The sequence below is a fragment of the Rhodococcus sp. DMU2021 genome (genome assembly GCF_019641445.1).
Lineage (GTDB): Bacteria > Actinomycetota > Actinomycetes > Mycobacteriales > Mycobacteriaceae > Rhodococcus > Rhodococcus pyridinivorans.
The window spans coordinates 73640-99056 of the sequence record NZ_JAIFKB010000008.1 but is presented as its reverse complement, the minus strand read 5'-3'; the positions used below and the strand labels follow the sequence as shown (position 1 = coordinate 99056).

General features: G+C 69.7%; 23 protein-coding genes. 5 read left to right on the top strand and 18 right to left on the bottom strand.

What is annotated here, in order from left to right; all coding sequences use genetic code 11:
* Nucleotides 1-32: 32 nt before the first annotated feature.
* From cydC to K3M35_RS13415, 5 genes are all read right to left on the bottom strand, one after another.
* Nucleotides 33-1679, bottom strand: coding sequence for a thiol reductant ABC exporter subunit CydC (cydC, locus tag K3M35_RS13435; RefSeq protein ID WP_220666560.1), 1647 nt, complete (start codon nucleotides 1677-1679; stop codon nucleotides 33-35).
* Between the two features lie 17 nt (nucleotides 1680-1696).
* On the bottom strand, nucleotides 1697-3439 hold the full coding sequence (cydD, locus tag K3M35_RS13430; protein WP_220666537.1) for a thiol reductant ABC exporter subunit CydD: 1743 nt from the start codon (nucleotides 3437-3439) through the stop codon (nucleotides 1697-1699).
* Nucleotides 3440-3441: 2 nt separating this feature from the next.
* The gene (cydB, locus tag K3M35_RS13425) at nucleotides 3442-4479 is read right to left on the bottom strand and encodes a cytochrome d ubiquinol oxidase subunit II (RefSeq protein WP_006551807.1); all 1038 of its coding nucleotides are present in this window, start codon (nucleotides 4477-4479) and stop codon (nucleotides 3442-3444) included.
* A gap of 12 nt (nucleotides 4480-4491) precedes the next feature.
* Nucleotides 4492-5991, bottom strand: coding sequence for a cytochrome ubiquinol oxidase subunit I (locus K3M35_RS13420; protein WP_006551808.1), 1500 nt, complete (start codon nucleotides 5989-5991; stop codon nucleotides 4492-4494).
* Between the two features lie 241 nt (nucleotides 5992-6232).
* Nucleotides 6233-7087 (bottom strand): aminodeoxychorismate lyase, encoded by an 855-nt coding sequence (locus tag K3M35_RS13415; RefSeq protein WP_024103013.1) that lies wholly within the window; start codon nucleotides 7085-7087, stop codon nucleotides 6233-6235.
* A gap of 56 nt (nucleotides 7088-7143) precedes the next feature.
* Between K3M35_RS13415 and K3M35_RS13410 the strand changes: the two genes are divergently transcribed.
* From K3M35_RS13410 to K3M35_RS13395, 4 genes are all read left to right on the top strand, one after another.
* Nucleotides 7144-8274, top strand: coding sequence for a folate-binding protein YgfZ (locus K3M35_RS13410; protein WP_220666536.1), 1131 nt, complete (start codon nucleotides 7144-7146; stop codon nucleotides 8272-8274).
* Nucleotides 8271-8975, top strand: coding sequence for an MOSC domain-containing protein (locus tag K3M35_RS13405; RefSeq protein WP_220666535.1), 705 nt, complete (start codon nucleotides 8271-8273; stop codon nucleotides 8973-8975). The genes K3M35_RS13410 and K3M35_RS13405 overlap by 4 nt, the downstream gene beginning before the upstream one ends.
* Nucleotides 8972-9952, top strand: a complete 981-nt coding sequence (locus K3M35_RS13400) for an asparaginase (protein WP_006551812.1) — start codon at nucleotides 8972-8974, stop codon at nucleotides 9950-9952. The genes K3M35_RS13405 and K3M35_RS13400 overlap by 4 nt, the downstream gene beginning before the upstream one ends.
* A 194-nt stretch (nucleotides 9953-10146) precedes the next feature.
* Complete coding sequence (locus tag K3M35_RS13395) at nucleotides 10147-10338, top strand: DUF3073 domain-containing protein (protein ID WP_006551813.1); 192 nt, start codon at nucleotides 10147-10149, stop codon at nucleotides 10336-10338.
* A 225-nt stretch (nucleotides 10339-10563) separates the two neighbouring features.
* On the opposite strand, the gene purM is transcribed toward K3M35_RS13395, so the two are convergent.
* The 12 genes from purM to K3M35_RS13335 all read right to left on the bottom strand — a co-directional run bounded on the left by purM (nucleotide 10564) and on the right by K3M35_RS13335 (nucleotide 22841).
* Nucleotides 10564-11637 (bottom strand): phosphoribosylformylglycinamidine cyclo-ligase, encoded by a 1074-nt coding sequence (purM, locus tag K3M35_RS13390; RefSeq protein WP_006551814.1) that lies wholly within the window; start codon nucleotides 11635-11637, stop codon nucleotides 10564-10566.
* A gap of 137 nt (nucleotides 11638-11774) precedes the next feature.
* The gene (gene purF / locus K3M35_RS13385; protein WP_006551815.1) at nucleotides 11775-13358 is read right to left on the bottom strand and encodes an amidophosphoribosyltransferase; all 1584 of its coding nucleotides are present in this window, start codon (nucleotides 13356-13358) and stop codon (nucleotides 11775-11777) included.
* A 98-nt stretch (nucleotides 13359-13456) separates the two neighbouring features.
* The gene (locus tag K3M35_RS13380) at nucleotides 13457-13843 is read right to left on the bottom strand and encodes a sterol carrier family protein (RefSeq protein WP_024103011.1); all 387 of its coding nucleotides are present in this window, start codon (nucleotides 13841-13843) and stop codon (nucleotides 13457-13459) included.
* A gap of 11 nt (nucleotides 13844-13854) precedes the next feature.
* Nucleotides 13855-14541, bottom strand: a complete 687-nt coding sequence (locus K3M35_RS13375) for a CPBP family intramembrane glutamic endopeptidase (protein ID WP_081263449.1) — start codon at nucleotides 14539-14541, stop codon at nucleotides 13855-13857.
* Entirely contained in the window at nucleotides 14538-16313 is a 1776-nt protein-coding gene (locus K3M35_RS13370; RefSeq protein WP_064061100.1) for an alpha/beta-hydrolase family protein, read from the bottom strand. The genes K3M35_RS13375 and K3M35_RS13370 overlap by 4 nt, the downstream gene beginning before the upstream one ends.
* Before the next feature lie 2 nt (nucleotides 16314-16315).
* Nucleotides 16316-18595, bottom strand: a complete 2280-nt coding sequence (gene purL / locus K3M35_RS13365; RefSeq protein ID WP_024103009.1) for a phosphoribosylformylglycinamidine synthase subunit PurL — start codon at nucleotides 18593-18595, stop codon at nucleotides 16316-16318.
* A gap of 67 nt (nucleotides 18596-18662) precedes the next feature.
* On the bottom strand, nucleotides 18663-19253 hold the full coding sequence (locus K3M35_RS13360; RefSeq protein ID WP_006551820.1) for a Uma2 family endonuclease: 591 nt from the start codon (nucleotides 19251-19253) through the stop codon (nucleotides 18663-18665).
* Between the two features lie 80 nt (nucleotides 19254-19333).
* Complete coding sequence (locus K3M35_RS13355) at nucleotides 19334-20629, bottom strand: M18 family aminopeptidase (protein ID WP_220666534.1); 1296 nt, start codon at nucleotides 20627-20629, stop codon at nucleotides 19334-19336.
* Nucleotides 20630-20700: 71 nt separating this feature from the next.
* Nucleotides 20701-21051: a VOC family protein gene (locus K3M35_RS13350; protein WP_033096835.1), complete on the bottom strand. Its 351-nt coding sequence runs from the start codon at nucleotides 21049-21051 to the stop codon at nucleotides 20701-20703.
* A gap of 348 nt (nucleotides 21052-21399) precedes the next feature.
* Nucleotides 21400-22077, bottom strand: coding sequence for a phosphoribosylformylglycinamidine synthase subunit PurQ (gene purQ / locus K3M35_RS13345; protein WP_006551823.1), 678 nt, complete (start codon nucleotides 22075-22077; stop codon nucleotides 21400-21402).
* Nucleotides 22074-22319 (bottom strand): phosphoribosylformylglycinamidine synthase subunit PurS, encoded by a 246-nt coding sequence (gene purS, locus K3M35_RS13340; protein WP_006551824.1) that lies wholly within the window; start codon nucleotides 22317-22319, stop codon nucleotides 22074-22076. The genes purQ and purS overlap by 4 nt, the downstream gene beginning before the upstream one ends.
* A gap of 126 nt (nucleotides 22320-22445) precedes the next feature.
* Nucleotides 22446-22841, bottom strand: coding sequence for an LLM class flavin-dependent oxidoreductase (locus K3M35_RS13335; RefSeq protein ID WP_006551825.1), 396 nt, complete (start codon nucleotides 22839-22841; stop codon nucleotides 22446-22448).
* Nucleotides 22842-23028: 187 nt separating this feature from the next.
* Between K3M35_RS13335 and K3M35_RS13330 the strand changes: the two genes are divergently transcribed.
* Complete coding sequence (locus K3M35_RS13330; protein ID WP_006551826.1) at nucleotides 23029-23673, top strand: MBL fold metallo-hydrolase; 645 nt, start codon at nucleotides 23029-23031, stop codon at nucleotides 23671-23673.
* A gap of 94 nt (nucleotides 23674-23767) precedes the next feature.
* Here K3M35_RS13330 and K3M35_RS13325 read toward each other — a convergent pair whose 3' ends face one another.
* Nucleotides 23768-25411 (bottom strand): FAD-binding dehydrogenase, encoded by a 1644-nt coding sequence (locus tag K3M35_RS13325; protein ID WP_220666533.1) that lies wholly within the window; start codon nucleotides 25409-25411, stop codon nucleotides 23768-23770.
* Nucleotides 25412-25417: the final 6 nt, after the last annotated feature.

Below are 25417 nucleotides of genomic sequence, written 5' to 3'. Positions count from 1 at the left end.
CTTCCTCGTGTACCAGCGAAACTACGCTTCGTTCACGAGGCGGGCAACGCATTTTTCTCGACGCGAACGACCAGGTCGGCGGCGGTATCCGCGGGCAGGCGGTGGGTGACCACCACGACGGTGCGCTCGGGGCCGACCAAGCGTGCGTCGCGGTCCAGGAGGAGTCGCTGCATCAGGTCGGCGCTCTCGTCGTCGAGATGTTCCGTGGGTTCGTCGAGCAGCAGGATCCGTGCGGGCGACAGCAGAGCCCGGGCCAGCAGGAGGCGACGGCGCTGCCCACCGGAGACCGTGCGGGCTCCGGCCCCCAGGACGGTGTGGACTCCCTGCGGGAGTCCGTCCACCCACTCCCCCAGCCCCACGGCGCCGAGGGCGGCCAGTGCCTCGTCCTCGTCCACGTCGCCCCGCGCGACACGCAGGTTCTCGAGGATCGACGTGTCGAACAGGTGGGCGTCCTCCGCGAAGAAGCCGATCTTGCGGCGCAGGGCCGCGGGATCGATGTCCGCGAGGTCGACACCGTCGAGCGTCACTGCGCCTCCGCGTGGGGCGAGCAGACCCGCGAGCGTCATGAGCACGGTGGTCTTGCCGCTGCCGCTGCCGCCCACGATCGCGACGCGACAGCCCGGCCTCAGGTCGAGGTCGACCGGTTCCGTGGACGGTCCGCCGGGCCATCCGCCACGCAGACCCACCGCACGTAGCCGGCCGGGTCCGTCGGCCGGTTCGATGCCGTGCGGCACCGTCCTGTCGGCGCGGTCGAGCATCTCCGTGATGCGACCGGCCGCCAGGCGTGCGCGGTTGAGGGTCTGCGCGGCTGCCGGGAGGACGGCGGTGGCCTCGAACGCCGACAGCGGCAGCAGGACGAGGATGCCGAGTGTCGTCGGGCTCATGGCCGCCGGACCGGAGCCGAAGACGGCGATACCGACGAGGAGCGCACCGAGCACACTCGCGCCGACCGCGAGGGGTGCGGCCGCGTCGGCGAACGCCGCGGGGACCGCGGAACGGTCGGTGGCACGGACGGAGGCGACGTTCGCGGCGCGGGCCCGCCGGGTGAGCGGGTCGAGCCGTCCCGCGACCCGCAGTTCCGCCGCGTGGTCCAGCACCGTGACCGCGTCCTCGGTGAAGCGGGTCCGTGCGGCGTTCGCATCGGCGTCCGCACGGGCCGCGGCGCGGGCGGACAGCCACGGTGCGAACAGTCCGGCAACGAGCAGCGCCGCGGCGAGGACCGCGCCGGCAGCGGGAGCGATGACGGTGAGGGTCACGACCGCCGCGAGGGAGAGCACGGCCGCGACGGCGATGGGCACGAGTGCGCGCACCACGACGTCGCCGAGAGCGTCGACGTCGGCACCGGTGCGCGCGAGCAGGTCGCCGCGTCCCACGCCCAGGGCGGCGGCCGGGTCGCCGTCCGCGAGTCGCCGGTAGAGATTCGCGCGGGCCGAGGTGGTGCCGCGCAGCGCGGTCTCGTGCGTTGCGAGTCGTTCGAAGTAGCGGAACAACCCGCGGGAGATTCCCAGCGCCCGCACCGCGACGACCGCGACGGTCAGGTCCAGGACGGGCGGCATCTCCCATGCCCGCACGATCAGCCACGCCGAGAGACCGGCGAGCAGCAGGGCACTGCCGAGGGTCGCGACACCGGCGAGGACGGCGAGCAGCACTCGGCGCGGCTCGAGCTCGAGCAGGGCCATCGCCCGGCGCAGATCCTTCACCGGGACACCTCCGTCGGTGCTGCGTGGACGGTGACGACCTCGTCCGCGATGGCGAGCAGGGTGGGGCGATGCGCCACGACCACCACGGTGCGGCCGGCCGCGGCGAGCCCGCGCAGCGTGGACAGGACGGTGGCCTCGGTGTCCTCGTCGAGGTGGGCCGTGGGTTCGTCGAGCAGCAGGACCGGGCGCGGGGAGGCGAGGGTGCGGGTGAGCGCCAGTCGCTGACGTTGGCCGAGCGACAGGCCCGTGCCGCCGGCCCCCACGACGGTCCGCCAGCCGTCCGGGAGTTCGGCGAGCACACTGTCGAAGCCGGTGGCGGCGCAGACGTCGTCGAGTTCGGTGGCCTCCGGGTCGACACCGGTGAGTCGCAGATTGTCGGCGAGCGTGCCGGGCAGCAGCACCGGCCGCTGCGGAAGCCACGCCATCTGCGACCACCAGTTCTCGTCGCCCGCGACGGGACGTCCGTCGACGGTGACGGTCCCCTCGCTCGGCTCGGCGAGCCCGAGCAGCGCCAGCAGGGCGGTGGACTTGCCGGCCCCGTTGGCGCCGGTGAACGCGGTGATCCGGCCGGGACGGCAGATCGCGTCGAGCCGGTGCGGGGCGCAACCGTCGCGGCCGGGCACGGAGACGCCGTCGAAGACGATCTCGCAGTTCGCGACCCGGTCGGTGCCGGTCGTGTCCGTGGAGGTGCGACGCGAGGAGGCGCGGCGAGAGGAGGCGCGGCGAGAGGAGGCGGCGTCCGGCACCGAGTCGAGCACGGCGAATGCCTTGTCGGCCGCCGCCATCCCGTCCTCGGCGGCGTGGAACTTGCTGCCGACGGTGCGCAGCGGGAGGTAGGCCTCCGGCGCGAGGATCAACGCGGTGATGCCGGCTTCGAGGGGCATGGATCCGTAGACGAGGCGCATACCGATGCTCACGGCGACGAGGGCGACGGACAGCGTCGCGAGGAATTCGAGGACCGTGCCGGACAGGAAGGCCACGCGCAGGGCCGACATCGTAGTCGCGCGATGCTCGTCGCCGAGTTCGCGCACGCGATCGGCGGGCCCCTTCTCACGACCGAGGGCGCGCAGTGTGGGAAGACCCGCGAGGAGGTCGAGCAGTTGTGACGACAGTGTCGTCATCGCGCGCAGGGTGCGGTCGGCCTTGCCTTTGGTGAGCAGGCCGATGAGGATCATGAAGATCGGGATGAGCGGCAGCGTGATCACGACGATGACCGCCGAGGTGAGGTCGTGCAGGGCGATCACGACGATCGTCACCGGGGTGAGGATCACGGCCAGCAGCAGCGCCGGCAGATAGCCGGTGAGATATTCCTTCAGCCCGTCGAGTCCGCGGGTGAGAACCACCGCGATCTCGTCGCGTCGCGGGTCGAGTTCGCGCGGGGGCAGATTCGCCGCGGAATCGAGGACCTCGTGTTCGAGTTCGGCGACCACGCGGGTCGCGGACCGGTGCGCGTACCGCGACTGCAGCCACGTCACCGCGACCCGCACGACGATCGCCACCGCGAGGATCGCCAGTTCGGTCGTCCAGTCGCCGACGGACCGGGCGTCGGTGGTGATGACGCCCGCGAGGACCCGTCCGATCATGAGTGCGGTGACGACGACCATCACGACATCGACCACCGAGGTGACCACGGTCAGGACGAGATATCCGCGGGCTGCGGCCGAGTAGCGCCACAACCGCGGGTCCACCGGCCCCCGCCGACGCGCGGGCGCGTCGGCGGGGGCTGCGGACTGCGTCATGCTCACTTCGAGCCGATCTTCAGACCGATCGAGTGCGGGATGTGGTCGGTCGACAGACGCTGACGGAACACCCAGTACGTCCAGCCCTGGTAGGCGAGGACGACCGGGGTCATGAACGCTGCGGCCCACGTCATGACCTTCAGTGTGTACGGGCTCGACGACGCGTTCTCGATCGTCAGCGACCAGGACGGGTCGAGGGTCGACGGCATGACGTTCGGGAACAGCGACGCGAACAGCAACACCGAGGTCGCGGCGATCGCGACGGTGGTGAACACGAACGCCCAGCCCTCACGCGCGACGATGGTCAGCGCGACCACCGCGAGCAGGGAGATCGCCGCCACGGCGACGAGCGCGATCGTCCAGCCCTTGCCGTAGGCGAGTTGGGTCCACACCACGAACGCACCGGCCACGAGGACGGCGGGCACGGCCAGCTTCCGCGACATCGCCACGGCATCCGTCCGGACCTGTCCCTCGGTCTTGAGCGCGATGAACACCGCGCCGTGCAGCGCGAAGACCAGCGCCGTCGTCGCACCGCCGAGCAGGGCGTACGGGTTCAGCAGGTCGAAGAATCCGCCGACGTACTGCTTGTCGGCGTCGATCGCCACGCCGCGCACGATGTTCGCGAACGCCACACCCCACAGCACGGCGGGCACCCACGAGCCGAAGATGATCCCCCAGTCGCAGCGGCGACGCCAGGTCGGATCGTCGACCTTGCCGCGCCACTCGATGGCGCACACCCGCACGATCAGGGCGAGCAGGATCAGCAGCAGCGGGAGATAGAAGCCCGAGAAGAGGGTCGCGTACCACTCGGGGAACGCCGCGAACAGCGCACCACCCGCGGTGATGAGCCAGACCTCGTTGCCGTCCCAGACCGGACCGATCGTGTTGAGCAGCACCCGGCGCCGGGTGTCCGCCTCGACGGTCCTACCGCGGCCGAGCACCGGGAAGTGCATGCCCACACCGAAGTCGAACCCCTCGAGGACGAAGTAGCCGGTGAACAATACTGCGATGAGAATGAACCAGATTTCCTGAAGTCCCATGTCCGCCCACTCCTAGTACGCGAAGGACAGCTGTTTCGGCTGCGTGTCGTCGGTATCGTCGTCGGAGCCCGGCGGTTGCGCGTCGTGCTCCTGCGGGCCTTCCATCGCGTACTTGCGGATGAGCCAGAACCACACCACGCCGAGCGCTGCGTAGACGAGGGTGAAGGCGATCAGCGAGGTGAGCACCGTTCCTGCCGCATGATCGGAGACACCCTGGTCGACGGTGAGCCGGATCATGTCCACGCCCGTGGGATTCGGATGCACCACCCAGGGCTGCCGGCCCATCTCGGTGAAGATCCAGCCCGCACTGTTGGCGAGGAAGGGCGTGGGGATCGCGACGAGCGACAGCGTCGAGAACCACCTCTGGTCGGGCACCCGGCCGCCGCGGGTGACCCACAGCCCGGCCAGGGCCAGGGCCGCGGAACCGGCGGCGAGGCCGATCATCGCGCGGAACGACCAGTAGGTGACGAACAGGTTGGGCTTGTAGTTGCCGGGGCCGAATTGCTGTTCGTACTGCGCCTGCAGGTCCTCGACGCCCTGGAGGGTCACGCCGCTGAACTCGCCCTGCGCGAGGAAGGACAGCACGTAGGGCACGTCGAGGACGTGGATCACGCCATCGCAGTCGTTGTGCGTGCCGATCGTGAGGATCGAGAAGTTGGGGTCGGTCTCGGTGTGGCACAGCGACTCGGCCGAGGCCATCTTCATCGGTTGCTGCTCGAACATGAGCTTGGCCTGGACGTCACCGGTGACGAACAACCCGATGCCCGAGATGATCATGACCATCAGGCCGAGGCGGGTCGCGGGGCGGAACAGTCCGCGGGCGTCGTTCTCGAGGCGCTGGGCCTCCTCGGGTTCCGAGGTGCGGATCTCGGCGGCGCGTCGCATGTTGCGGACCATCCACCAGCCACCGATGCCGGCGACGAAGGTTGCGGCGGTGAGGAATCCGCCGGCGACCGCGTGGGGGAAGGCTGCGAGCGCGGTGTTGTTGGTGAGCAGTTCCCAGATGCTCGTCAGCTCGGCGCGGCCGGTCTCGGGGTTGTAGGTGGCCCCGACGGGATGCTGCATGAACGAGTTCGCCGCGATGATGAAGAAGGCGGAGGCGTTCACGCCGATCGCGACGAGCCAGATGGTCGCGAGGTGCACGAGTTTCGGCAGGCGCGTCCAGCCGAAGATCCACAGGCCGAGGAAGGTCGACTCCATGAAGAAGGCGACGAGACCTTCGAGGGCGAGGGGTGCGCCGAAGACGTCGCCGACGAAGCGGGAGTACTCGCTCCAGTTCATGCCGAATTGGAATTCCTGCACGATGCCGGTCGCGACACCGAGCGCGAAGTTGATCAGGAACATCTTCCCGAAGAACTTCGTGAGGCGGTACCAGTGATCCTTGCCGGTGACCACCCACATCGTCTGCATGATCGCGACGAGCGGCGCGAGGCCGATCGTCAACGGCACGAGGATGAAGTGATACACCGTCGTGATCCCGAACTGCCACCGGGACAGATCCAAGACGTCCATTGCCACTCCGAGTGAGGCCCGGTCGATACGGAGATCCAGAGCGGGGCCGACGCTGCGGTTCTCGTTCGCGAAGACACGCCGGTAGTACTGCTCCGGCCTTGCTACTACCGAATGTAGTAGCGATTGCGCGAAGTGGGACAGGTTCGTGTCGCCCGACACATCGGACTCACGTCACATCGGATACGGATCACCCGCGGGGGCACACCCGCCGCCACTCAGGAAGCTGCATCGACCGATTCGCTCACGAAGCGGCGTCGACCGCCTCGTCGACGAGGCCTTCGATCTCGCCCTCCTGGACCCGCGAGACCAGCGCGTGCCCGTTGAGGGTGTGCACCCGCACCGCGAGCGCCACGCTGGAGATCAGCCAGAGACCGTCGGCGACGACGAGATCCGCCGGGCGCAGCGGCTCGTACCGGACCGTGAAGTCCCGCTCCCCCGCCAGGTCGAACAGTGCCTGCTGCGTGGTACCGGGGAGGATCCCCTGCTCCGGCGGCGGAGTGAGCAATGTCCGGCCACGCGCGACGAGCACCGTCGACCGCGGACCCTCGAGCACGTAGCCCTCGGCACTGACGAAGATCACGTCGTCGGCGCCGACCGACTCGGCGTGACGCAGTGCCGCCATGTTCGTCGCGTACGACAGCGTCTTGGCACCGAGGAGCTGCCACGGCGCCTTCTGCGCCAGATCGGTCGAAAAACCCCGTTCGAGGGTCACCACGGACACGCCGTCGCGCCGTGCGATGCCGACACGCTCGGCCACCGGCGTCACGAGCAGGAAGGCCGTCGGCGTGTCGGCGCCCTCACGACCACGCGTGTAGACCAGGCGCAGCACGCCCTCCTGCTCGGCGCCCCACTGTTCGAGTGCCACGTCGACGGCGAGCCGCCAGTCGTCGCGATCGGGTTCGGGCAACTGTGCGGCGGCCGCGGACGCCGCGAGCCGGGCGAGATGCAGTTCGAGCGCACGCGCCCGGCCGCCTCGCACGAGCAACGTCTCGAACACCCCGTCGCCACGAAGAACACCGAAATCGTCGGCGTGCAGAAGGGGTGCGTCCGCATCCCTCACCTCGCCGTCCAGCGTCACCAGCACCCGCTCAGCCATGGCGCTCAGCCTAGCCACTGGAAGACCTGTCGGCCGGTTCCCCATAGACTGGTGTCGTGACCGAGTCTCCGATCGTGTCCGAAAGCGCCCTTCTCGCACTTCCCGGCGCAGTCGCCTCGCCTTCCGGCGGGCCCGATGCCGGACTTCCCTGGCATTACGGCGACCCGCTCGGCGAGCAACGTGCCGCCGCTACGTCCGCCGCCGTGGTCGACCGTTCCACCCGCTTCGTCCTCGCTGTTCCGGGCGACGAACGCCTGAGCTGGCTGCACACCATTTCCAGCCAGCACATCGCGTCGCTCCCGAACGGCACCTCCGCCGAGAACCTGAGCCTCGACGCGAACGGCCGCGTCGAACACCACTTCGTGCAGACCGACCTCGACGGCGTGACGTGGATCGACACCGAAGCCGACCGCGGACCCGACCTGCTGGCCTTCCTGAAGAAGATGGTGTTCTGGGCGAAGGCAGAACCCCGCAACGGCAACGAACTCGCGGTCCTGAGCCTCCTCGGGCCGGACGCCGGCAGCCCCGCCGTGCTCGCCGTGCTCGGGATCGACGCGCTGCCGGCCGAACCCTATGCCGCCGTCGCCCTGCCCGCCGGTGGCTTCGTCCGCCGCATGCCGTGGCCCACCGAGCACTCCTTCGACCTCCTGGTGCCACGCGAGTCGCTCACCGCGATCTTCACCGCCCTGCGGGACGCCGGCGCGCGTCCGGCCGGCAGCTGGGCGTTCGAGGCCCTGCGCGTCGAAGCGGTCCGTCCCCGGATCGGTGTCGACACCGACGAGCGCACCATCCCCCACGAGGCCCGCTGGGTCGGCGGACCCGAGCAGTACGGCGCCGTCCACCTCGACAAGGGCTGCTACCGCGGTCAGGAGACCGTCGCGCGGGTCCACAACCTCGGCAAGCCCCCGCGACATCTCGTCCTTCTCCATCTCGACGGCTCGGCCGACGGACGACCCGAGACGGGCGACGACATCACCGCCGGAGGTCGCGCGGTCGGACGCATCGGCACGATCGTCGACCATCACGAACTCGGGCCGATCGCGCTTGCGCTCGTCAAGCGCACCATCACGCCCGACACGGCCCTCGTCGCAGGACCGTGCGCGGCGTCCATCGACCCCGACTCCATCCCTCCCGACGACGGCATCCAGGCAGGAAGGGCGGCGGTCGACCGATTGCGCGGCCGGTGACCGCCGAGACGGCCGGCACGCGGCCGGCGACCTCGGGGACCGTCGCAGCGGTCTGCGTCGTGCACACGCTGCACGAGACCGGACTGCGGCGTAATCCCGTCACCGCGATCGACAAGCGTCCCGTCGACGGGCCGGTGCACGTCGGCGAGCTCGGCTTGACCGGCGACCGCCAGTGCGACACCGCCAACCACGGCGGCGTCCACAAGGCCGTCTACGCCTTCTCTCAGGACGAGTCGCGCCGCTGGGGCACCGAACTCGACCGGGAACTGCCCATCGGCTGGTTCGGCGAGAATCTGCACGTCGCCGGGTTCTCCCCCACCGACGCCGTCATCGGCGAGCGGTGGCGCGTCGGCGACGGCGGTCTGCTCCTCGAGGTGACCGGCCCCCGTACCCCTTGCCGCACCTTCGCGATCCGTTCGGAGGAGGGCGACTGGGCCACCCGGTTCGTCGCTCGCGGCGATTGCGGCGCGTACCTGAAGGTGATCTCCGAGGGACCGGTGGCCGCGGGCGACCGCATCGTCGTCGAGCACGTCCCCTCCCACGCGGCCACGGTGCGCGATCTGTTCACCGGGCAGGGCCACGAGCGGGTCGCCGCGATGCTCGAGCAGCAGGCCGACATCGCTCCCGGCGTCGCCGACAAGGCCCGCCGCCTCGCCGGACGACCACAGGAGGGGCGGGCACGGAAGGGAGAGAGTCGTTGAGCGTCGAACTGGTCGAGGTGGTGCGCTCGGGCTTCCGGGAGTGCATCCACCGCGGCTCGCTGATCGTTCTGGACCCGGACGGCGAGGTCCTCGTCTCGCTGGGCGAGGTGCACACGCCGATCTATCCGCGGTCGTCGAACAAGCCGATGCAGGCGGTCGCGCTGCTGCGCGCCGGCTTCGTCCCCCGCGACTCCGCCGAACTCGCGATCGCCACGGCGTCGCACGAAGGTGAGGCCGACCACGTGGAGGCCGTCGAGCGGATCCTGTCCGGTGCCGGTTTCACCGAGAAGGACCTGCGCTGCCCGACGGATCTGCCCGGCAACGAACTCACCCGCGCCGAGGTGCTCGCCGCCGGACGCACGCCGCGGTCGATCTACATGAACTGCTCGGGCAAGCACGCGGCGATGCTCGCGGCGTGCGCGGCGAACGGCTGGGACACCGACGGCTACACCGACGCCGGCCACCCGCTGCAGCAGCTGGTGACCGAGACGATCCTCGAACTGACCGGCGACATCGAGGACACCGATCTCGGAATCGACGGCTGTGGTCTGCCGATCGTGCCCGTCCCCCTGTTCAATCTCGCCCGCGCCTACTCGCGGCTCGCGACGGCGGAGGTCGGCACGCCCGAGCGCGCCGTCGCCGACGCGGTGCGCGAGCATCCGTTCCTGATCTCCGGCACCGGCAAGGACGATCTGAAGCTCATGCGCGCGGTGGGCGGTCTGCTGTGCAAGGCGGGCGCCGACGGGATCCACGCCGGCGCGCTGCCGGACGGCACATCTTTCGCCTTCAAGATCGACGACGGGCACGAGCGGGCACGCCTCCCGCTCACCGCGGCCCTGCTCCACCGCCTCGGAGCGGGTGCCGCCGCGAACGCCGCGACCTTCGATTCCGAACGGCTGGCGGTGCTCTCGTCGGCACCGGTCTTCGGTGGTGGCGTGCGAGTCGGCACCGTCCGGGCCGTCCCGGGGGTGTTCTGAAGGGCATCTCTATCACATTTCAACAGCATTCATGCAGGTCGGGTCGTTATGAGGCGTAACGGACACCGGCCCAGCCGGGTGTGTGGAGGCGCAACCGAAGTTTCCACGCTAAAGTGGGCGTCAGGAAAATACTCAACACACCGGGGCCGCCACTTTTCCCCAGGCCGCCCCGTCAAAGCGCGAGGGGGTTGGCCATGGGCCGCGGCCGGGCTAAGGCAAAGCAGACCAAGGTTGCACGGCAACTCAAGTACAGCTCGCCGTCCACCGACTTCGAGAGCCTCCAGCGAGAGCTGTCTGGCGGAGCAACCAACTCGCAGCGGGACGAAGTCTTCGCCGAGCAACGTTCCGGTTGGGACGACGACTACGACGACGACTGGCGTCGCTGACCTGATATCACTCTCCGACGGAGGGGGAGGCCGACTTTCGGCTCCCCCTCCGTCGGTGGTGTGGTCGGCGTTCGACGCGAGGCCGGACGGCGCTCGTCACCGTCCGCAGCCTTCGAGCCTGTGACTTCCGAGTTCACAACACGGCAGTAGCCGAGAGGCCGGTTCCCCCATTCATCCTGGGGGAACCGGCCTTTCGTCGTGTTCGCGTCGGGCGACGCGCGCCCGTCAGAAGCGCGGGTGGTCTCCGAGCAGCACCGCGCGCTCGTCGGCGCCGTCCTGCGCCTTGCGGACCGTGCCGAGCGTCCAGCAGTCGATGTGCCGGGCGGTGAGCACCGCCAGAGCCCGGTCGACGTCCTCGGGGGCCACGATGGCCACCATGCCGACGCCCATGTTGAAGGTCTTTTCCATCTCGACCCGCTCGACCCGTCCGCGCTGCGCGATGAGGCCGAAGACCGGAGCCGGGCTCCAGGTGGTGCGGTCGAGCTCTGCGACGAGCCCCTTGGGCATCACGCGCGCGAGGTTCGCGGCGAGACCACCACCGGTGACGTGGCAGAAGGTACGCACCTCGGTCTCGGCGGCGAGCGCGAGGCAGTCCTTGGCGTAGATACGGGTGGGCTCGAGCAGCTCCTCGCCGAGGGTGCGACCGAACTCGTCGACGTGCGCCGTCAGGCTCATCTTGCCGATGTCGAGCAGCACCTTGCGGGCGAGCGAGTAGCCGTTCGAGTGCAGACCCGAGGCGCCCATCGCGATGACGACGTCGCCGGGGCGCACGCGGTCGGGTCCGAGCAGCTTCTGGGCCTCGACGACACCCACGCCGGTCGCGGACAGGTCGTAGTCGTCGGCCGCCATGACGCCCGGGTGCTCGGCGGTCTCGCCACCGAGCAGCGCGCAACCGGCCTGGACGCAGCCCTCGGCGATGCCGGCGACGATCTCCGCGACCCGCTCGGGCACCACGCGGCCGACGGCGATGTAGTCCTGCAGGAAGAGCGGCTCGGCGCCGCAGACCACAAGGTCGTCGACGACCATGGCGACGAGGTCGAGACCGACCGTGTCGTGCTTGTCGAGTGCCTGCGCCACCGCGAGCTTGGTGCCGACACCGTCGGTGGACGCCGCGAGCAGCGGCTCCTTGTATCCGTCCTTGAGCGCGAACAGACCGGCGAACCCACCCAGGCCGCCCATGACCTCCGGGCGGGTGGCCCTCTTCGCGTGCGGGGCGAACAGTTCGACGGCTCGGTCACCGGCCTCGATGTCCACGCCCGCCGCGGCGTAGGAAGCTCCGGGGGTTGCGTCCTCGGTCATGAGTTGTCGGCTCCAGCCTCGAGTTGTGTCTTGTCGTGAAATATCTGGCTACATGCGGGCAGGCACACCTGCGTCCGGGCATGCGAAACGCACGCCGAACCGTGCCGACCGCGGCACTTACGGTACCCGACCAGCTTCTACGGCCGACTGAGAACGTCCGCGTTGTCGTTGTCCAACACGGTCGGGGTGGCCGAATCGGTGTCGACGACGCCGGCGAGGACGTCCTTGCCCGCCTGATGTTCGCTGGGGAGGGCGATCGGGTAGTGGCCGTCGAAACATGCAGCGCACAAACGGGATGCGGGCTGCTCGGTGGCGCCGATCATGCCGTCGATCGAGATGTAGCCGAGCGAGTCGGCACCGATCGACCTGCGCACCATCTCGACCATCTCGTCGTAGTCGTGCCCCTCCTCGACGGTGTCGCGGGTACCTGCACCGTTGGCGATCAGCTCGGCCGGCGACGCAAAGTCGATGCCGTAGAAGCAGGGCCACTTGACCGGCGGCGAGGCGATGCGCACGTGGATCTCGAGAGCACCGGCCTCGCGCAGCATGCGGATCAGGGCGCGCTGGGTGTTGCCACGCACGATCGAGTCGTCGACGACGACGAGGCGCTTACCGCGGATCACCTCGCGCAGCGGGTTGAGCTTGAGCCGGATACCGAGCTGGCGGATGGTCTGGCTGGGCTGGATGAAGGTGCGGCCGACGTAGGCGTTCTTCATCAGGCCCTGGCCGTACGGGATCCCCGAGCCCTGCGCGTAACCGACGGCGGCCGGGGTGCCCGACTCGGGTACCGGGATGACCAGATCGCCGTCGATCGGGTGTTCCTTCGCGAGCCGGCGGCCGATCTCCACGCGGGTCGCGTGGACGGAGCGACCGGCGATGGTCGAGTCGGGGCGCGCGAGGTAGACGTACTCGAAGACGCAGCCCTTGGGTTCGGGGTTCGCGAAGCGCGACGAGCGCACACCGTCCGCGTCGATCGCGAGCAGTTCGCCGGGCTCGATGTCGCGAACGAAGGAGGCACCGACGATGTCGAGGGCGGCGGTCTCGCTGGCGACGACCCAGCCGCGGTCGAGGCGTCCGAGGCACAGCGGGCGGATACCCCAGGGGTCGCGGGCCGCGTAGAGGGTGTGCTCGTCCATGAAGGTCAGGCAGAACGCGCCGCGCAGCTGCGGGAGCAGCTTCATGGCGGCCTCTTCGATCGTGCTGTCCTTCGCGCCGTGAGCGAGCAACGCACCGACGGTGTCGGAGTCGGAGTTCGCCGCACCGGGCCGTGTGGGATCGAGCACGCCGAGACGACGTCCGCGTTCGGCGAGTTCGGCGGTGTTGACGAGGTTGCCGTTGTGGCCGAGCGCGACGCCCGAGCCGGCGGCGGTGGTGCGGAAGATCGGCTGCGCGTTTTCCCAGGTCGTCGACCCGGTTGTGGAATAACGGCAGTGGCCGATGGCGATGTGGCCGGTCATCGCGGCGAGCGTCTGCTCGTCGAAGACCTGGCTGACGAGACCGAGATCCTTGAACACGAGCACCTGCGAACCGTCGGCCACGGCGATGCCCGCAGCTTCCTGCCCTCGGTGCTGCAGCGCATAGAGACCGTAGTAAGTGAGCTTCGACACGTCCTCGCCGGGAGCCCACACTCCGAACACTCCGCACTCTTCGCGGGGTTCGTTCTCGGGTTCGGTGGAGGCGAGAAGATTACGTGTGTGGACCGACAGATCGGCACTGGTCACGGACGTGCTCCCTGAGGCTGGACAAGCGGGGCTCCCCCCATTCTACGGGCAGCGCGGGGTGCTTCTTCCCGGACGCCCGGCGTGAACCCCGGCGAACGTCAGAGTCGGGCGATCGGGAGCAGCCGTCCGATCTCCGCTGCGCGCCCACCCGACGCCTCCACCGCACCCGAGTCCACGGCCCCGGCGAAATCGATGCTGCCGACCACCAGACGCAGCCACGTCCGCGGATCGGTCTCGACGACGTTCGGTGGTGTCCCCCGCGTGTGACGCGGGCCTTCGATGCACTGGACGGCCACGAAAGGCGGCACCCTAACCTCCACACTCGACCCAGGGGCTATCTGCTCGAGGCTGCGGGCACTGAGCCGCACAGCGGCGGCGAGATCGGAGCGCGGCGGTTTCTCGTCGCTCTCCCCCCTCATCCACGGACCCACCCGTTCGAGAGCTGCGCGCAGTTCGGCGGGGTCGACGGGTCTCCGGGGTGCCATGGCAGCACACCCTAGCGACGCGCGTCGCGCTCGGAAGTACGCAGCCTCGTCGCGATGCCCACGGCGACGGCCCCGCCGGCGTTGATCGCCAGGTGCAGGAGCATCGGCGCGACGACGCTGCCGGTCCGTCGTCGCAGTTCGTCGAACACCACCCCGCTCAGGGCGGTGAGCGCGACGGTTCCGGGCACCGAGTCCCCGGCGTGCCGGGCGGGGGCGACGTGCCAGAGCCCGAAGGCTACCGAGGTCAGCACCCGGTGCCACCTCCGTGACTCGCGGCGGGTCAGGGCGTACAGAACCGATCGGAACAGCAGCTCCTCGGCCAGGACCGTCCCGAAGGGGATGTGCACGAAGACCCACTCGGTGTGGTCGGCGCGTCGCGCTCCGGCGGCCATCCGCCGTCGTACGGGTGGGACGGCGAGCATCACCGTGTAGGCCGCGACGGGCAGGACCACCGACGCGGTCCCCCACCGCAGGCCCTTCCCTGCCCCGCGCCAGCCGAGCTCGGTTGCGGAGACCCCGGCCGCGCGGGTCGCCGCGGCGAGCGCGACACCGAATCCGGCGTTCGCTGCGGCCCGGCCGCGCGGACCGAGATCCATCGCCGGGAGGACGAGGTTGTTCCACGCGACCAGCGCGGCGGCACATCCCGCAGCGGTGCAGCTCATGGCGGTACCGGTCACTGCAGCGACTCGCGATGTCATTTCTCGGGCCCGTCGTCCTCCGCGAACGCCTCGAGGGCGATGCGCACCCGCTCGGTGTCGTTCTCGCTCCAGCCCTCGGGCTGGGTGATCTCGATCCATCCCTCGAGCACCGCCGACCCGTAGTTGTGGCCGTGTCCGTCGGGGACGCCGGCAGCGTTGGTGAGGTCTGCGGAGACCTGCCAGAAGGTGACGAAGGGGAACCACCGCATCTGCGGCAGCCGGTCGCGTCCGGGCGGCTCCGACAGCCAGTCGGGGCGGGAGAACAACAGGTCCGGCGACCACCAGACGACGGGATCCGAGGCGTGCTGGATGTAGAGCACGCGCGGCGACAGCCACGGTGTGTCGGGCTCGTGGATCGCCTCCCGGCTGTCTGCGAAGCGCACGACGAGACCGTCCGCGTACACCGGTTGCACCTCGGTCGTGCCGGGATCGCGGCGCTCGACGAGCTGCCGCCACAGACGGTTGGAGTTGGGCGGGCCCACCCACAACACCCCGTCCATCTGGGCGCGGATCTCGGCAAGGCTGTCGAAGGCACCCTCCCCCGACTGCGTGCCGAGGCTCTCGCCGTAGAGGAACAGATCGGGGCGGTCGTCCTCGGGCAGCTGCGACCAGCGTTCGTGTACCCGCTCGATCAGCATCTTGCCTGCGGCCGCAGCCTTCTCACGGTCGGCGAGGAAGGAGATCCAGCTCGGGAGGTAGGAGTACTGCCAGGCCACCATCGCCAGGTCGCCGTTGTGCACGAGCTCCATCGCGCGGGCCGCGGTGGGATTGACCCAGCCGGTGCCGGTGGTGGGGATCAGGACGAGCGTCGAGCGGTCGAAGGCACCGGTCCGCTCGAGTTCCGCGAGGACGAGGTCGATGCGTTCTTCCGGGGTGGGTGCGGTGTCGAGACCGACGTACACGCGGATCGGTTCCGGTGCGGGACTGCCGTTGACGGCGGTCAGTTCCTCGGCGTCGAGTCCTCGCGAGACGAAGTTGCGACCCTCGAATCCGAGCGTCTCCCAGGCCGCGAGGGACTCGGGACTGCCGGACTTTGCGGGGTCGACCGGTTGGATCGCCCCGGGACGAGTGGTGTCGTCCTCCAGGCCGAACGCCTGATTGACGATCGCGTAGGAGCCTCGGACGAGCACGCCGTCGATGAGCATGAAGGTCGCCAGCACGACGACGAGAACGCCGAGCGTGCGGGCGAGACCGAGCGGCATCCGGGTGCGGCGCATGAGCAGCATCGACACCCAGCGGACGATGTCGCGCAACCCGCGCCACAGAGCGATGAGGGCGGCAGCGACCGCGACGCTCAGCACGATGGTGCGCAGATATCCCGAGGTCGTGGTGCCCTCGACACCCATCAGGGCGGCGAGCTGGCGTTGCTCACCGGCGGAGAGCACGAGCGCGACGAGCGACGCGAGAACGGCCGCGACCGGAACCGCGACCTTGATGGCACGCAGCACAGGCAGCGGCGGCGGCCACCATCGCCACGCGGGGAGCAGGAAGCGGGCCACGGGCCAGCCGACGACGCATCCGACGCCGTACCCGATCGCGGCGTTGATGCCGCCGATCAGGCCCTGGAAGAGCCAGTCGCGCGGAAGCAGCGACGGCGTCAGCGACCAGCAGAAGAACAGCGCGGCGAAGGCGACGCCCGTGAAGTCCAGGCCGAGCCACCCCCACACCCGCGCGGTGAGGGGGTGGCGCTCACCGAAGTCGGTGACCGCGGCGATGATCCGGCCCTGCCGGGCCTCGAACGCCGCCAGTCGATCGACCTGGGTGGCCGGCACGGTTACCCGAACAGGGCAGGCAGGGTCCCTTCCCACACCTCGCGCAGCTCGGTCATGGGGATCGAGAACAGGCCCTGGATCTCGACGGAGTCGGATCCCTCGTCGACGACGCCGATGCGCACCCACGGCATGTTGCGTGCGGTGCACATGCCCGTGAAGCGCGATTCCTCGGTGCGCGGCACGGCCACGAGCACGCGGCCGGCAGATTCGGAGAACAACGTCACGAACGGATCGGCGCCCTCGGGGAGCAGCACGCGGCAGCCGGTCTCGCCCGCGAGTGCGGCCTCGACGACGGCCTGCGCGAGACCACCCTCGGACAGGTCGTGTGCGGCGGAGATCAGGCCGTCGCGCGAACCGGCGGTGAGGATCTCCGACAGCAGCCGCTCACGGTCGAGATCGACCTTCGGCGGGACACCACCGAGGTGGTCGTGTTCGACCTGCGCCCAGATGGAGCCGTCGAACTCGTCGCGGGTCTCGCCGAGCAGGATCAGCGTCTCGCCCGGCTCGAGGCCGACGCCGGTGGGGATGCGACGGTGCACATCGTCGATCACACCGAGCACCGCGACGACCGGGGTCGGCAGGATCGCGGTGGCGCCGGTCTGGTTGTAGAAGCTGACGTTGCCACCGGTGACGGGGATGCCGAGCTTCGCGCAGCCGTCCGCGAGGCCGCGCACGGCCTGCTGGAACTGCCACATCACGCCGGGGTCCTCGGGCGAACCGAAGTTCAGGCAGTTCGAGACGGCCTTCGGCGTCGAACCGGTGACGGCGACGTTGCGGTAGGCCTCGGCGAGGGCGAGCTGGGCGCCCGTGTACGGATCGAGCTGCGTGTAGCGGCCCGAAGCGTCGGTCGCGAGCGCGATGCCGCGGCCGGTCTCCTCGTCGATACGGACCACACCGGCGTCGGCGTTCTCGGCGAGCACCGTGTTGCCGCGCACGTAGCGGTCGTACTGCTCGGTGATCCACTTGCGGCTGCACAGCGCCGGCGACGCGAGCATCTTCAGCAGCGTCTCGCGCAGCTCGTCGGCGGTCTCCGGACGCTTCAGGCCGGCGGTGGTGTTCGCGATCAGCTCGTCCTGCGAGGCCGGGCGCTCGACGGGGCGCTCGTAGACCGGGCCCTCGTGCGCGACCGTGCGCGGCGGCACGTCGACGACGGTCTCGCCGTGCCAGTCGATGACGAGGCGGTCGCCGTCGGTGACCTCACCGATGACGGTGGCCAGGACGTCCCACTTCTTGCAGACGTCCATGAAGGCGTCGACGTTGTCGGGCGTGACGACCGCGCACATGCGTTCCTGCGACTCCGAGGACAGCACCTCGGCCGGGGTCATGCCCTTCGCGCGCGTCGGGACACGCTCGAGGTTGATGTGCATGCCACCGTCGCCGGCGGCGGCGAGCTCGGAGGTCGCGCAGGACAGACCGGCACCGCCGAGGTCCTGGATGCCGACGACGAGCTTCTCGCGGTAGAGGTCGAGGCAGCACTCGATGAGCACCTTCTCGGTGAAGGGGTCGCCCACCTGCACGCTCGGGAGCTTCTTGGGGCGGCCGCCGGCGCTGTCGTCGAAGGTCTCGGAGGCGAGGACGGATACGCCGCCGATGCCGTCGAGGCCGGTGCGGGCGCCGAACAGGATGACCTTGTTGCCCGTGCCGGAAGCGTGGGCGAGGTGCAGGTCCTCCACGCGCATCGCACCCGCGCACAGCGCGTTCACGAGCGGGTTGCCCTGGTAGGAGGCGTCGAAGACGGTCTCGCCACCGACGTTGGGCAGGCCCAGGGAGTTGCCGTAGCCGCCGACACCGCGCACGACACCGTCGACGACGCGACGGGTGTCGGGGTGATCGGCGGCGCCGAAGCGGAGCTGGTCCATCACGGCGATCGGGCGGGCGCCCATGGCCATGATGTCGCGGACGATGCCGCCCACGCCGGTCGCGGCGCCCTGGTACGGCTCGATGTAGGACGGATGGTTGTGCGACTCGACCTTGAAGGTGACGGCCCAGCCGTCGCCGATGTCGACGACGCCGGCGTTCTCACCGATGCCCGCGAGCATCGACTCACGCATCTCGTCGGTGGTGGTCTCGCCGAAATAGCGCAGGTGCACCTTCGACGACTTGTACGAGCAGTGCTCGGACCACATCACCGAGTACATGGCGAGTTCGGCGTCGGTGGGGCGACGGCCCAGGATCTCCTTGATCCGGGTGTACTCGTCTTCCTTCAGACCCAGCTCCCGATAGGGCTGAGCGGCGTCGGGGGTTTCGGCGGCGTGGGAGACGGTATCCACGTGCGGTGACACTGGGCGTCGGGTCCCTTCACTCTGGGATCGAAAACGGCAGGCCGGGCGGGAACTGCCGCGGATCAGTCTATCGTTGTGCAGGCGCGACGGGGTTCACCGGTGCGGGCACGAACCCCGACGGTGTGACGGCCACCTCGGTGCCCAGCGCATCGAGGGTGACGGTGCCCGAGTGCTCCCCGTCGAATCGGTACCACCCGTCGACGAGCGTGAAGGTCGCGATCACCGGTGGTCCGCCGAGATCGACGATCCAGTACTGCGGGACGCCGGCCTCCGCGTATTCGGAGAACTTCGTGACGCGGTCGGTGCGGGCCGTGCCGTCGACGGTGACCTCCACGACCAGCTTCACCTCGGAGATCGGCGCCCGATCGGGATCGGCGTCGACGAGGGAGCGTCCCACGACGATCACGTCGGGGCACCGCACCGTCAGCGGCTTCTCCGCGACCAGCACCTCGACGCCTCCGAGCGCGCACCATTCGTCGGGCAGCTTCTCGTCGAGGAGCAACGCCAGGGTCACCGCGGCATGATCGTGCGCCGCCCCCGGCGCGGGCGCGGCGAGGAGCACGCCCTCACACACCTCCACATGGTGCCCGTCGGATTCGGGCAGGGCCGCCCACTCGTCGAGGGACAGCAGATGATCGGGGTAGGACGGGACGTCCACTGCATTCCCCCGTTCTCTCCGACCGGACACGACCGTCTTCAGTGTGTCACCGGCGGGTGCTTCGGGGCGGGCGAACGCGGTCACGATGCCGGGGTCAGGAAAGCGGTCAGGGCCTGCGCATAGCTCGCCACGTCGTCCGCGCCCATGAACTCGCGCGCCGAGTGCATGGCGAGCTGCGGGGCGCCGACGTCGACGGTCGTGATGCCGGTCCTCGACGCGGTGATCGGGCCGATCGTCGAGCCGCACGGCAGGTCGGCGCGGTGCACGTACCGCTGCAGCGGGACCCCCGCCTGCTCGCAGGCCAGCACGAAGGCTCCGGCGCCGGTCGCGTCGCTCGCGTAGCGCAGGTTCTGGTTCACCTTCAGGACCGGTCCGCCGTTGACCGCGATGCGGTGGGCGGGTTCATGCCGCTCGGGGTAGTTGGGGTGCGTGGCGTGCGCCATGTCGCCGGACGCGACGATCGAGCCGGCGCGGGCGCGGAGGAACTCCTCCCGGCCGCCACCCCGGAGCAGGACGATCCGTTCGAGGACGGTGTCGAGCAGTTCCGAGAAGGCGCCGCGGTCGGACATGCTGCCGACCTCCTCATGGTCGAACAGGGCGAGGAGCGGCATCGGGCCACCGTGCGCTGCGACGTGTTCCGCGGCGGCGAGAAGGGCGTGCAGTCCGGCGTAGCAGGTGCCCTGGTTGTCGAGACGCGGTGCGCTGACCAGGTCGCGGCCCGGCCCGACGACCGCGCTCGGTGCGAGGTCGTGGGTCATCAGTTCCCAGCCGAGCACCGCGCCCGGGTCGATTCCGTGCTGCTCGGCGACCCACGCGATGAACGAGCGCGGTTCGGTGCCGACTCCCCAGACGCCGTTGACGTGGCGCTGCGGATCGAGCTGGACGCCCTTGCGGTCCTCGGACAGGTGGATGGCGAGCTGCGGGACACGCAGGACCGGCGCGTCGACTCGGACGAGGACGTCCTCGGTCGTCTCCGCCGCGCGCACGGTGAAGCGGCCGGAGATGCCGAGGTCGCGGTCGAGCCACGAGTTGAGCCACGCACCGCCGTACGGTTCGAGTCCCACCATCCGCCAGCCCGCCGATGTGAGGTCGGGATGCTGCTTGACGCGCAGGTTGGGGCTGTCGGTGTGCCCGCCGACGATGCGGAAGGGTGCGGCCGGATCGTCGGCGACACCCTCGGTGCTCCATGCGATCAGCGACCCGCCGCGTACCAGGAAGAAACGTCCCGGTTCGGAGGGCCAGGCCTGCTGCTCGTGCAGTTCGACGAAGCCCGCCTCGGTCAGCGCCGCGGCGACGGTGGCGCAGACGTGGAACGGCGACGGCGACAGGTCGACGAAATTACAGAGACCCCGAGCATCGGCACGCGTGGAAGACATGACTGCATCTTCGCATCACGGACAGCGGGACCGCCGACCGAAAGCGCCGGCCCGCTCTCCTCGTACGAGTGTCAGTGCCCCTCGGCGACGCAGAACAGGTTGCCCTCGGGGTCGGCGAGCGTCACCCAGCGGAAGTCGTCGCCCATGTCCTCGCGGTGGACCTCCTTCGCGCCGGCCTGCACGAAGCGCTCGACCTCGGCGTCGAGGTCGGGGGCGGCGAGATCGAGGTGCACGCGGTTCTTCCCGGGTGTCGGATCGGACACCTTCTGGAAGCCCAGCCTGATGCCCTGTGGCAGGGCAACGATGAAGAACCAGCCGTCGTTCTCCTGCTCGATGCGGCCGCCCGTACGCCCGGCCCACCATCTCGCGATCGGAGCCGGATCGGTCGTGTCGAAGGTGATCATCGCAATGGTCGCTGTCATGGCGCGACGGTACCGCCGGGGACCGACACGCAACGCCCGTCGACGGACAGGCCCGATTTGGGTAGTCCTACTCAGGACAAGACGATTCGGCTCCGGCAAACTGATCCGCGATGTCGCGCATGGGGGATGACGACGACATCGCGCCCGGGACTTGATCGGGGGGTCGAGCTCCGGGTTGTAGGGACGAGGGATTCCGCAGCCGATCGGGACGGTGGCGGGGTCCCTCGTTCCGTCTCTCCTGTCCCGGAACTTCGGTTCGAAGGATTCCTCGAGCCCGCCGGAACGAGCGACGCCCCCACGACCCGGGAGGGTCGATGGGGGCTTCGCCGGAAAATTCCGGTCAGGCGGTCACGCGTTGACGACCGCGTCCAGCACGCTGTAGAACATGCCGAGTCCGTCATCGCTGGGGCCGGTGAGCGCCTCGGTGGCGTGCTCGGGGTGCGGCATGAGACCGACGACCCGGCCGTTCGCCGACGAGATGCCGGCGATGCCGCGCTGCGAACCGTTCGGGTTGTCGCCCGCGAAGCGGAACACCACGCGACCTTCACCCTCGAGCTCGTCGAGCACCTTCTCCGATGCCTGGTAGCGGCCCTCACCCGACTTGAGCGGGATGAGGATCTCGGCGCCGGCCTCGTAGCGCGAGGTCCACGCGGTGGTGTTCGACTCGACCTTCAGCCACTCGTCGCGGCAGACGAAGTGCAGACCGGCGTTGCGGGTGAGCGCGCCGGGCAGCAGACCCGCCTCGCACAGCACCTGGAAGCCGTTGCAGATGCCGAGGACGGGCATGCCCTTCTGCGCGGCCTCGACGACCTTGCCCATCACCGGTGCGAACCGTGCGATGGCACCGCAGCGCAGGTAGTCGCCGTAGGAGAAGCCGCCGGGCACGATCACCGCGTCGACCCCCTTGAGATCGGCGTCCCCGTGCCACAGGCTCACGGCCTCACCACCGGCGAGCTTCACCGCGCGGGAGGCGTCGACGTCGTCGAGCGTGCCCGGGAAGGTGATGACTCCGATGCGTGCGCTCATGCGTCACCGTCGATCCGCCGGATGGCCCAGTCCTCGATCACCGTGTTGGCGAGCAACGACTCGGCGATCTTCTCGAGCTCCTCGTCGCCGACGCTGCCGTCGACTTCGAGCTCGAAACGCTTACCCTGACGGACGTCGGTCACGCCCGCGAAGCCCAGCCGCGACAGCGCCCCGGTGATGGCCTGACCCTGGGGGTCGAGAATCTCGGCTTTGGGCATGACTTCGACGACGACACGCGCCACGTGCTGCTCCTCGGTAGTAGTGCTGACGCCCGGGGACGGACACCGGACATCCAGCAGTTTACCGGCCGTGGCCACCGGGAAGGGCATCGGCCGAGGTCCTCCTCGTGCGAGACCCGTCACCCCCGTTCAACGCCGCTCGGCAGCAACGAGTTCGCGCACGCGGGGCGCGACCTCACCGGCGAAACGTTCGAGGTCGGACCGCGACCCGTCCGCGGTCTCCGCGAAGGTGCCGGAGATGTTGTAGAGCCGGCGGATCGCGGCGGGATCACGCCCGGCACGGTGCGCGCCCTCGTCGACGCGGGCGCTCATCTCCCCCAGCTTCTCGGGCCCGGCGGCGAACGAACTCGGCAGCCATCCGCCGGCGAAGCGGCCGGTGACGTCGAGCATCCGCTTGCCGTAGGCGCCGAGCCAGATGCCGAGAGCGTGCGCGGGGAACGGGCCCCGCTTCGCGCCGGTCAGCCGGTAGTACGTGCCGTCGATCCCGGCCGCGCCCTTCTCGTCCGACCACAGAGCACGGATCACCTCGATCGCCTCGATCAGTGCGTCGACCGCTTCGCCGGGGCTGCGATGCGGTCCAGGCGCTCTCCGACACCACGGCGAGGTCGACGACGCCCACCGGATCGGCAGCGGACGGCGTGAGGAAGATGCCGAAGCGGAGTTCCTGTCCGTAGTCGGTCATCGGGCTCCTCCCGACGGCATACTCGACGACATGCAACTGACCCATTTCGGCCATTCCTGCATCCTCGTCGAACACCTCGGCGCGAAGCTCCTTTTCGACCCCGGAAATTTCTCCCACGGGTTCGAGGGCATCACCGGACTCGACGCGATCCTCGTGACCCACCAGCATCCCGACCACGCCGATACCACCCGGCTGCCCGCGCTCCTCGAGGCCAACCCCGGAGCGCAGTTGTTCTCCGACCCGCAGTCGGCGAACCTGCTCGACGGCGACTGGACCGCCGTGCGTCCCGGCGACTCCTTCTCGGTGGGTTCGCTGACCGTACGCGGCACCGGCGGACGGCACGCGGTGATCCACCCCGACATGCCCGTCATCGACAACACGGCCTTCCTCGTGGGCGACGACGAGAATCCGTCGCGGCTGCTGCACCCCGGCGACTCGCTGTACATCCCGCACGAGCGCGTCGACGTGCTGGCCCTGCCGTCGACCGCGCCGTGGCTCAAGATCTGGGAGGCGATCGACTACCTGCGCGCGGTGAATCCGCGGGTCGCCGTGCCGATCCACCAGGGCATCGTCAACGACAACGGTCGCGGCATCTTCTACGGCCGGTACAGCGAGATGGCGCCGGAGGGCACCGAATTCCGCGTGCTGCCGCACGAAGACGGCGTCGAGGTCTAACGCTGCGGAGCGCGAAACGGTCGTCGGCGCGGGATGTTTCGCGCTCCTACGACCGTTTTGCGCTCTGCTGTCCCAGTCGACGCCGACGGGAGGTTCAGCGGGCGGCGGCGCGACCCGCCGCCCGGCCCGAGAAGATGCATCCGCCGAGGAAGGTGCCCTCGAGCGACCGGTAGCCGTGGACGCCGCCACCACCGAAGCCGGCGACCTCACCGGCGGCGAAGAGGCCGTCGAAGACCGACCCGTCCGACCGCAGCACGCGCGAGGACAGGTCGGTCTCGAGCCCGCCGAGCGTCTTGCGGGTGAGCAGGTGCAACTTGACCGCGATGAGCGGTCCGGCCTTGGGGTCGAGGATCCGGTGCGGCGCCGCGATGCGGACGACGCGGTCGGGTACGTAGGCCCGCGCCGAGCGCACCGCCGCGACCTGCAGGTCTTTGGTGTACTTGTTGTCCATCTCGCGGTCCCGGGCCTCGACCACCGAACGCACCTGCTCGTAGTCGAGCGGCGCCTCGGGGGTGAGTTCGTTCATGCCCGCCACGAGATCGGCGAGCGTGTCGCGGACGACGAAGTCGACACCGCGCTCCTTGAAGGCCTCGACCGGTCCGGGGGCACCCGACCTGACCCGCTGCAGCAGCAGGCGGAGGCTGCGCCCGGTGAGATCGGGATTCTGCTCGGAGCCGGAGAGCCCGAACTCCTTCTCGATGATCTTCTGGTCGAGCACGAACCAGGTGTGGTCGTAACCCGTGCTCACGATGTACTCGAGGGTGCCGAGCGTGTCGAAGCCGGGGAACAACGGCACCGGCAACCGCTTGCCGGTGGCGTCGAGCCACAGCGACGACGGGCCGGGCAGGATGCGGATGCCGTGATCGGGCCACACCGGGTCGTAGTTGGTGATGCCCTCGGTGTAGTGCCACATGCGGTCGCGGTTGACGATGTTCCCGCCGGCCTTCTCGGTGATCTCGAGCATCCGGCCGTCGACGTGCGCGGGCACACCGCTGAGCATATGCTTCGGCGGCTCCCCCATCCGCTTCGGCCAGTTCTTCTTCACGAGGTCGTAGTTGCCGCCGATCCCGCCGGAGGTGACGATCACGGCTCCGGCGGAGAGCTCGAAGTCCCCGACGACGGTGCGGGAGGACGCCACGCCGCGCGCCGCGTCGGTGGGCTCGAGGATCGCTCCGCGCACACCGGTGGCGGCGCCGTCGGTGACGACGAGTTCGTCGACCCGGTGGCGGTGCTTCAGCGTGACGAGACCGCGTTCGACGCCTTCGCGGAGCTTGCACTCGAAGATCTCGACGAGGCCCGGACCGGTACCCCAGGTGATGTGGAATCGCGGGACCGAGTTGCCGTGCCCTGCAGCGTCGTATCCGCCGCGTTCGGCCCAGTTGACCATCGGGAAGATCTTCAGCCCGCGCTGCTCGAGCCAGGCGTGCTTCTCCCCCGCGGCGAACTCGACGTAGGCCTGGGCCCAGCGCCGCGGCCAGCGGTCCTCGATCTCGCGGTCGAAGCCGGCGGTCCCCATCCAGTCCTGCAAGGCGAGTTCGTAGGAATCCTTGATCCCGAGTCGTCGCTGTTCGGGACTGTCGACGAAGAACAACCCACCGAACGACCAGAAGGCCTGCCCACCAATGTTGTTCGAGTTCTCCTGATCGACCAGCAGAACCTTGCGACCGGCGTCGATCAGTTCACCGACCGCCACGAGCCCCGCGAGTCCCGCCCCCACCACGATCACGTCAGCATCCATGGCCGC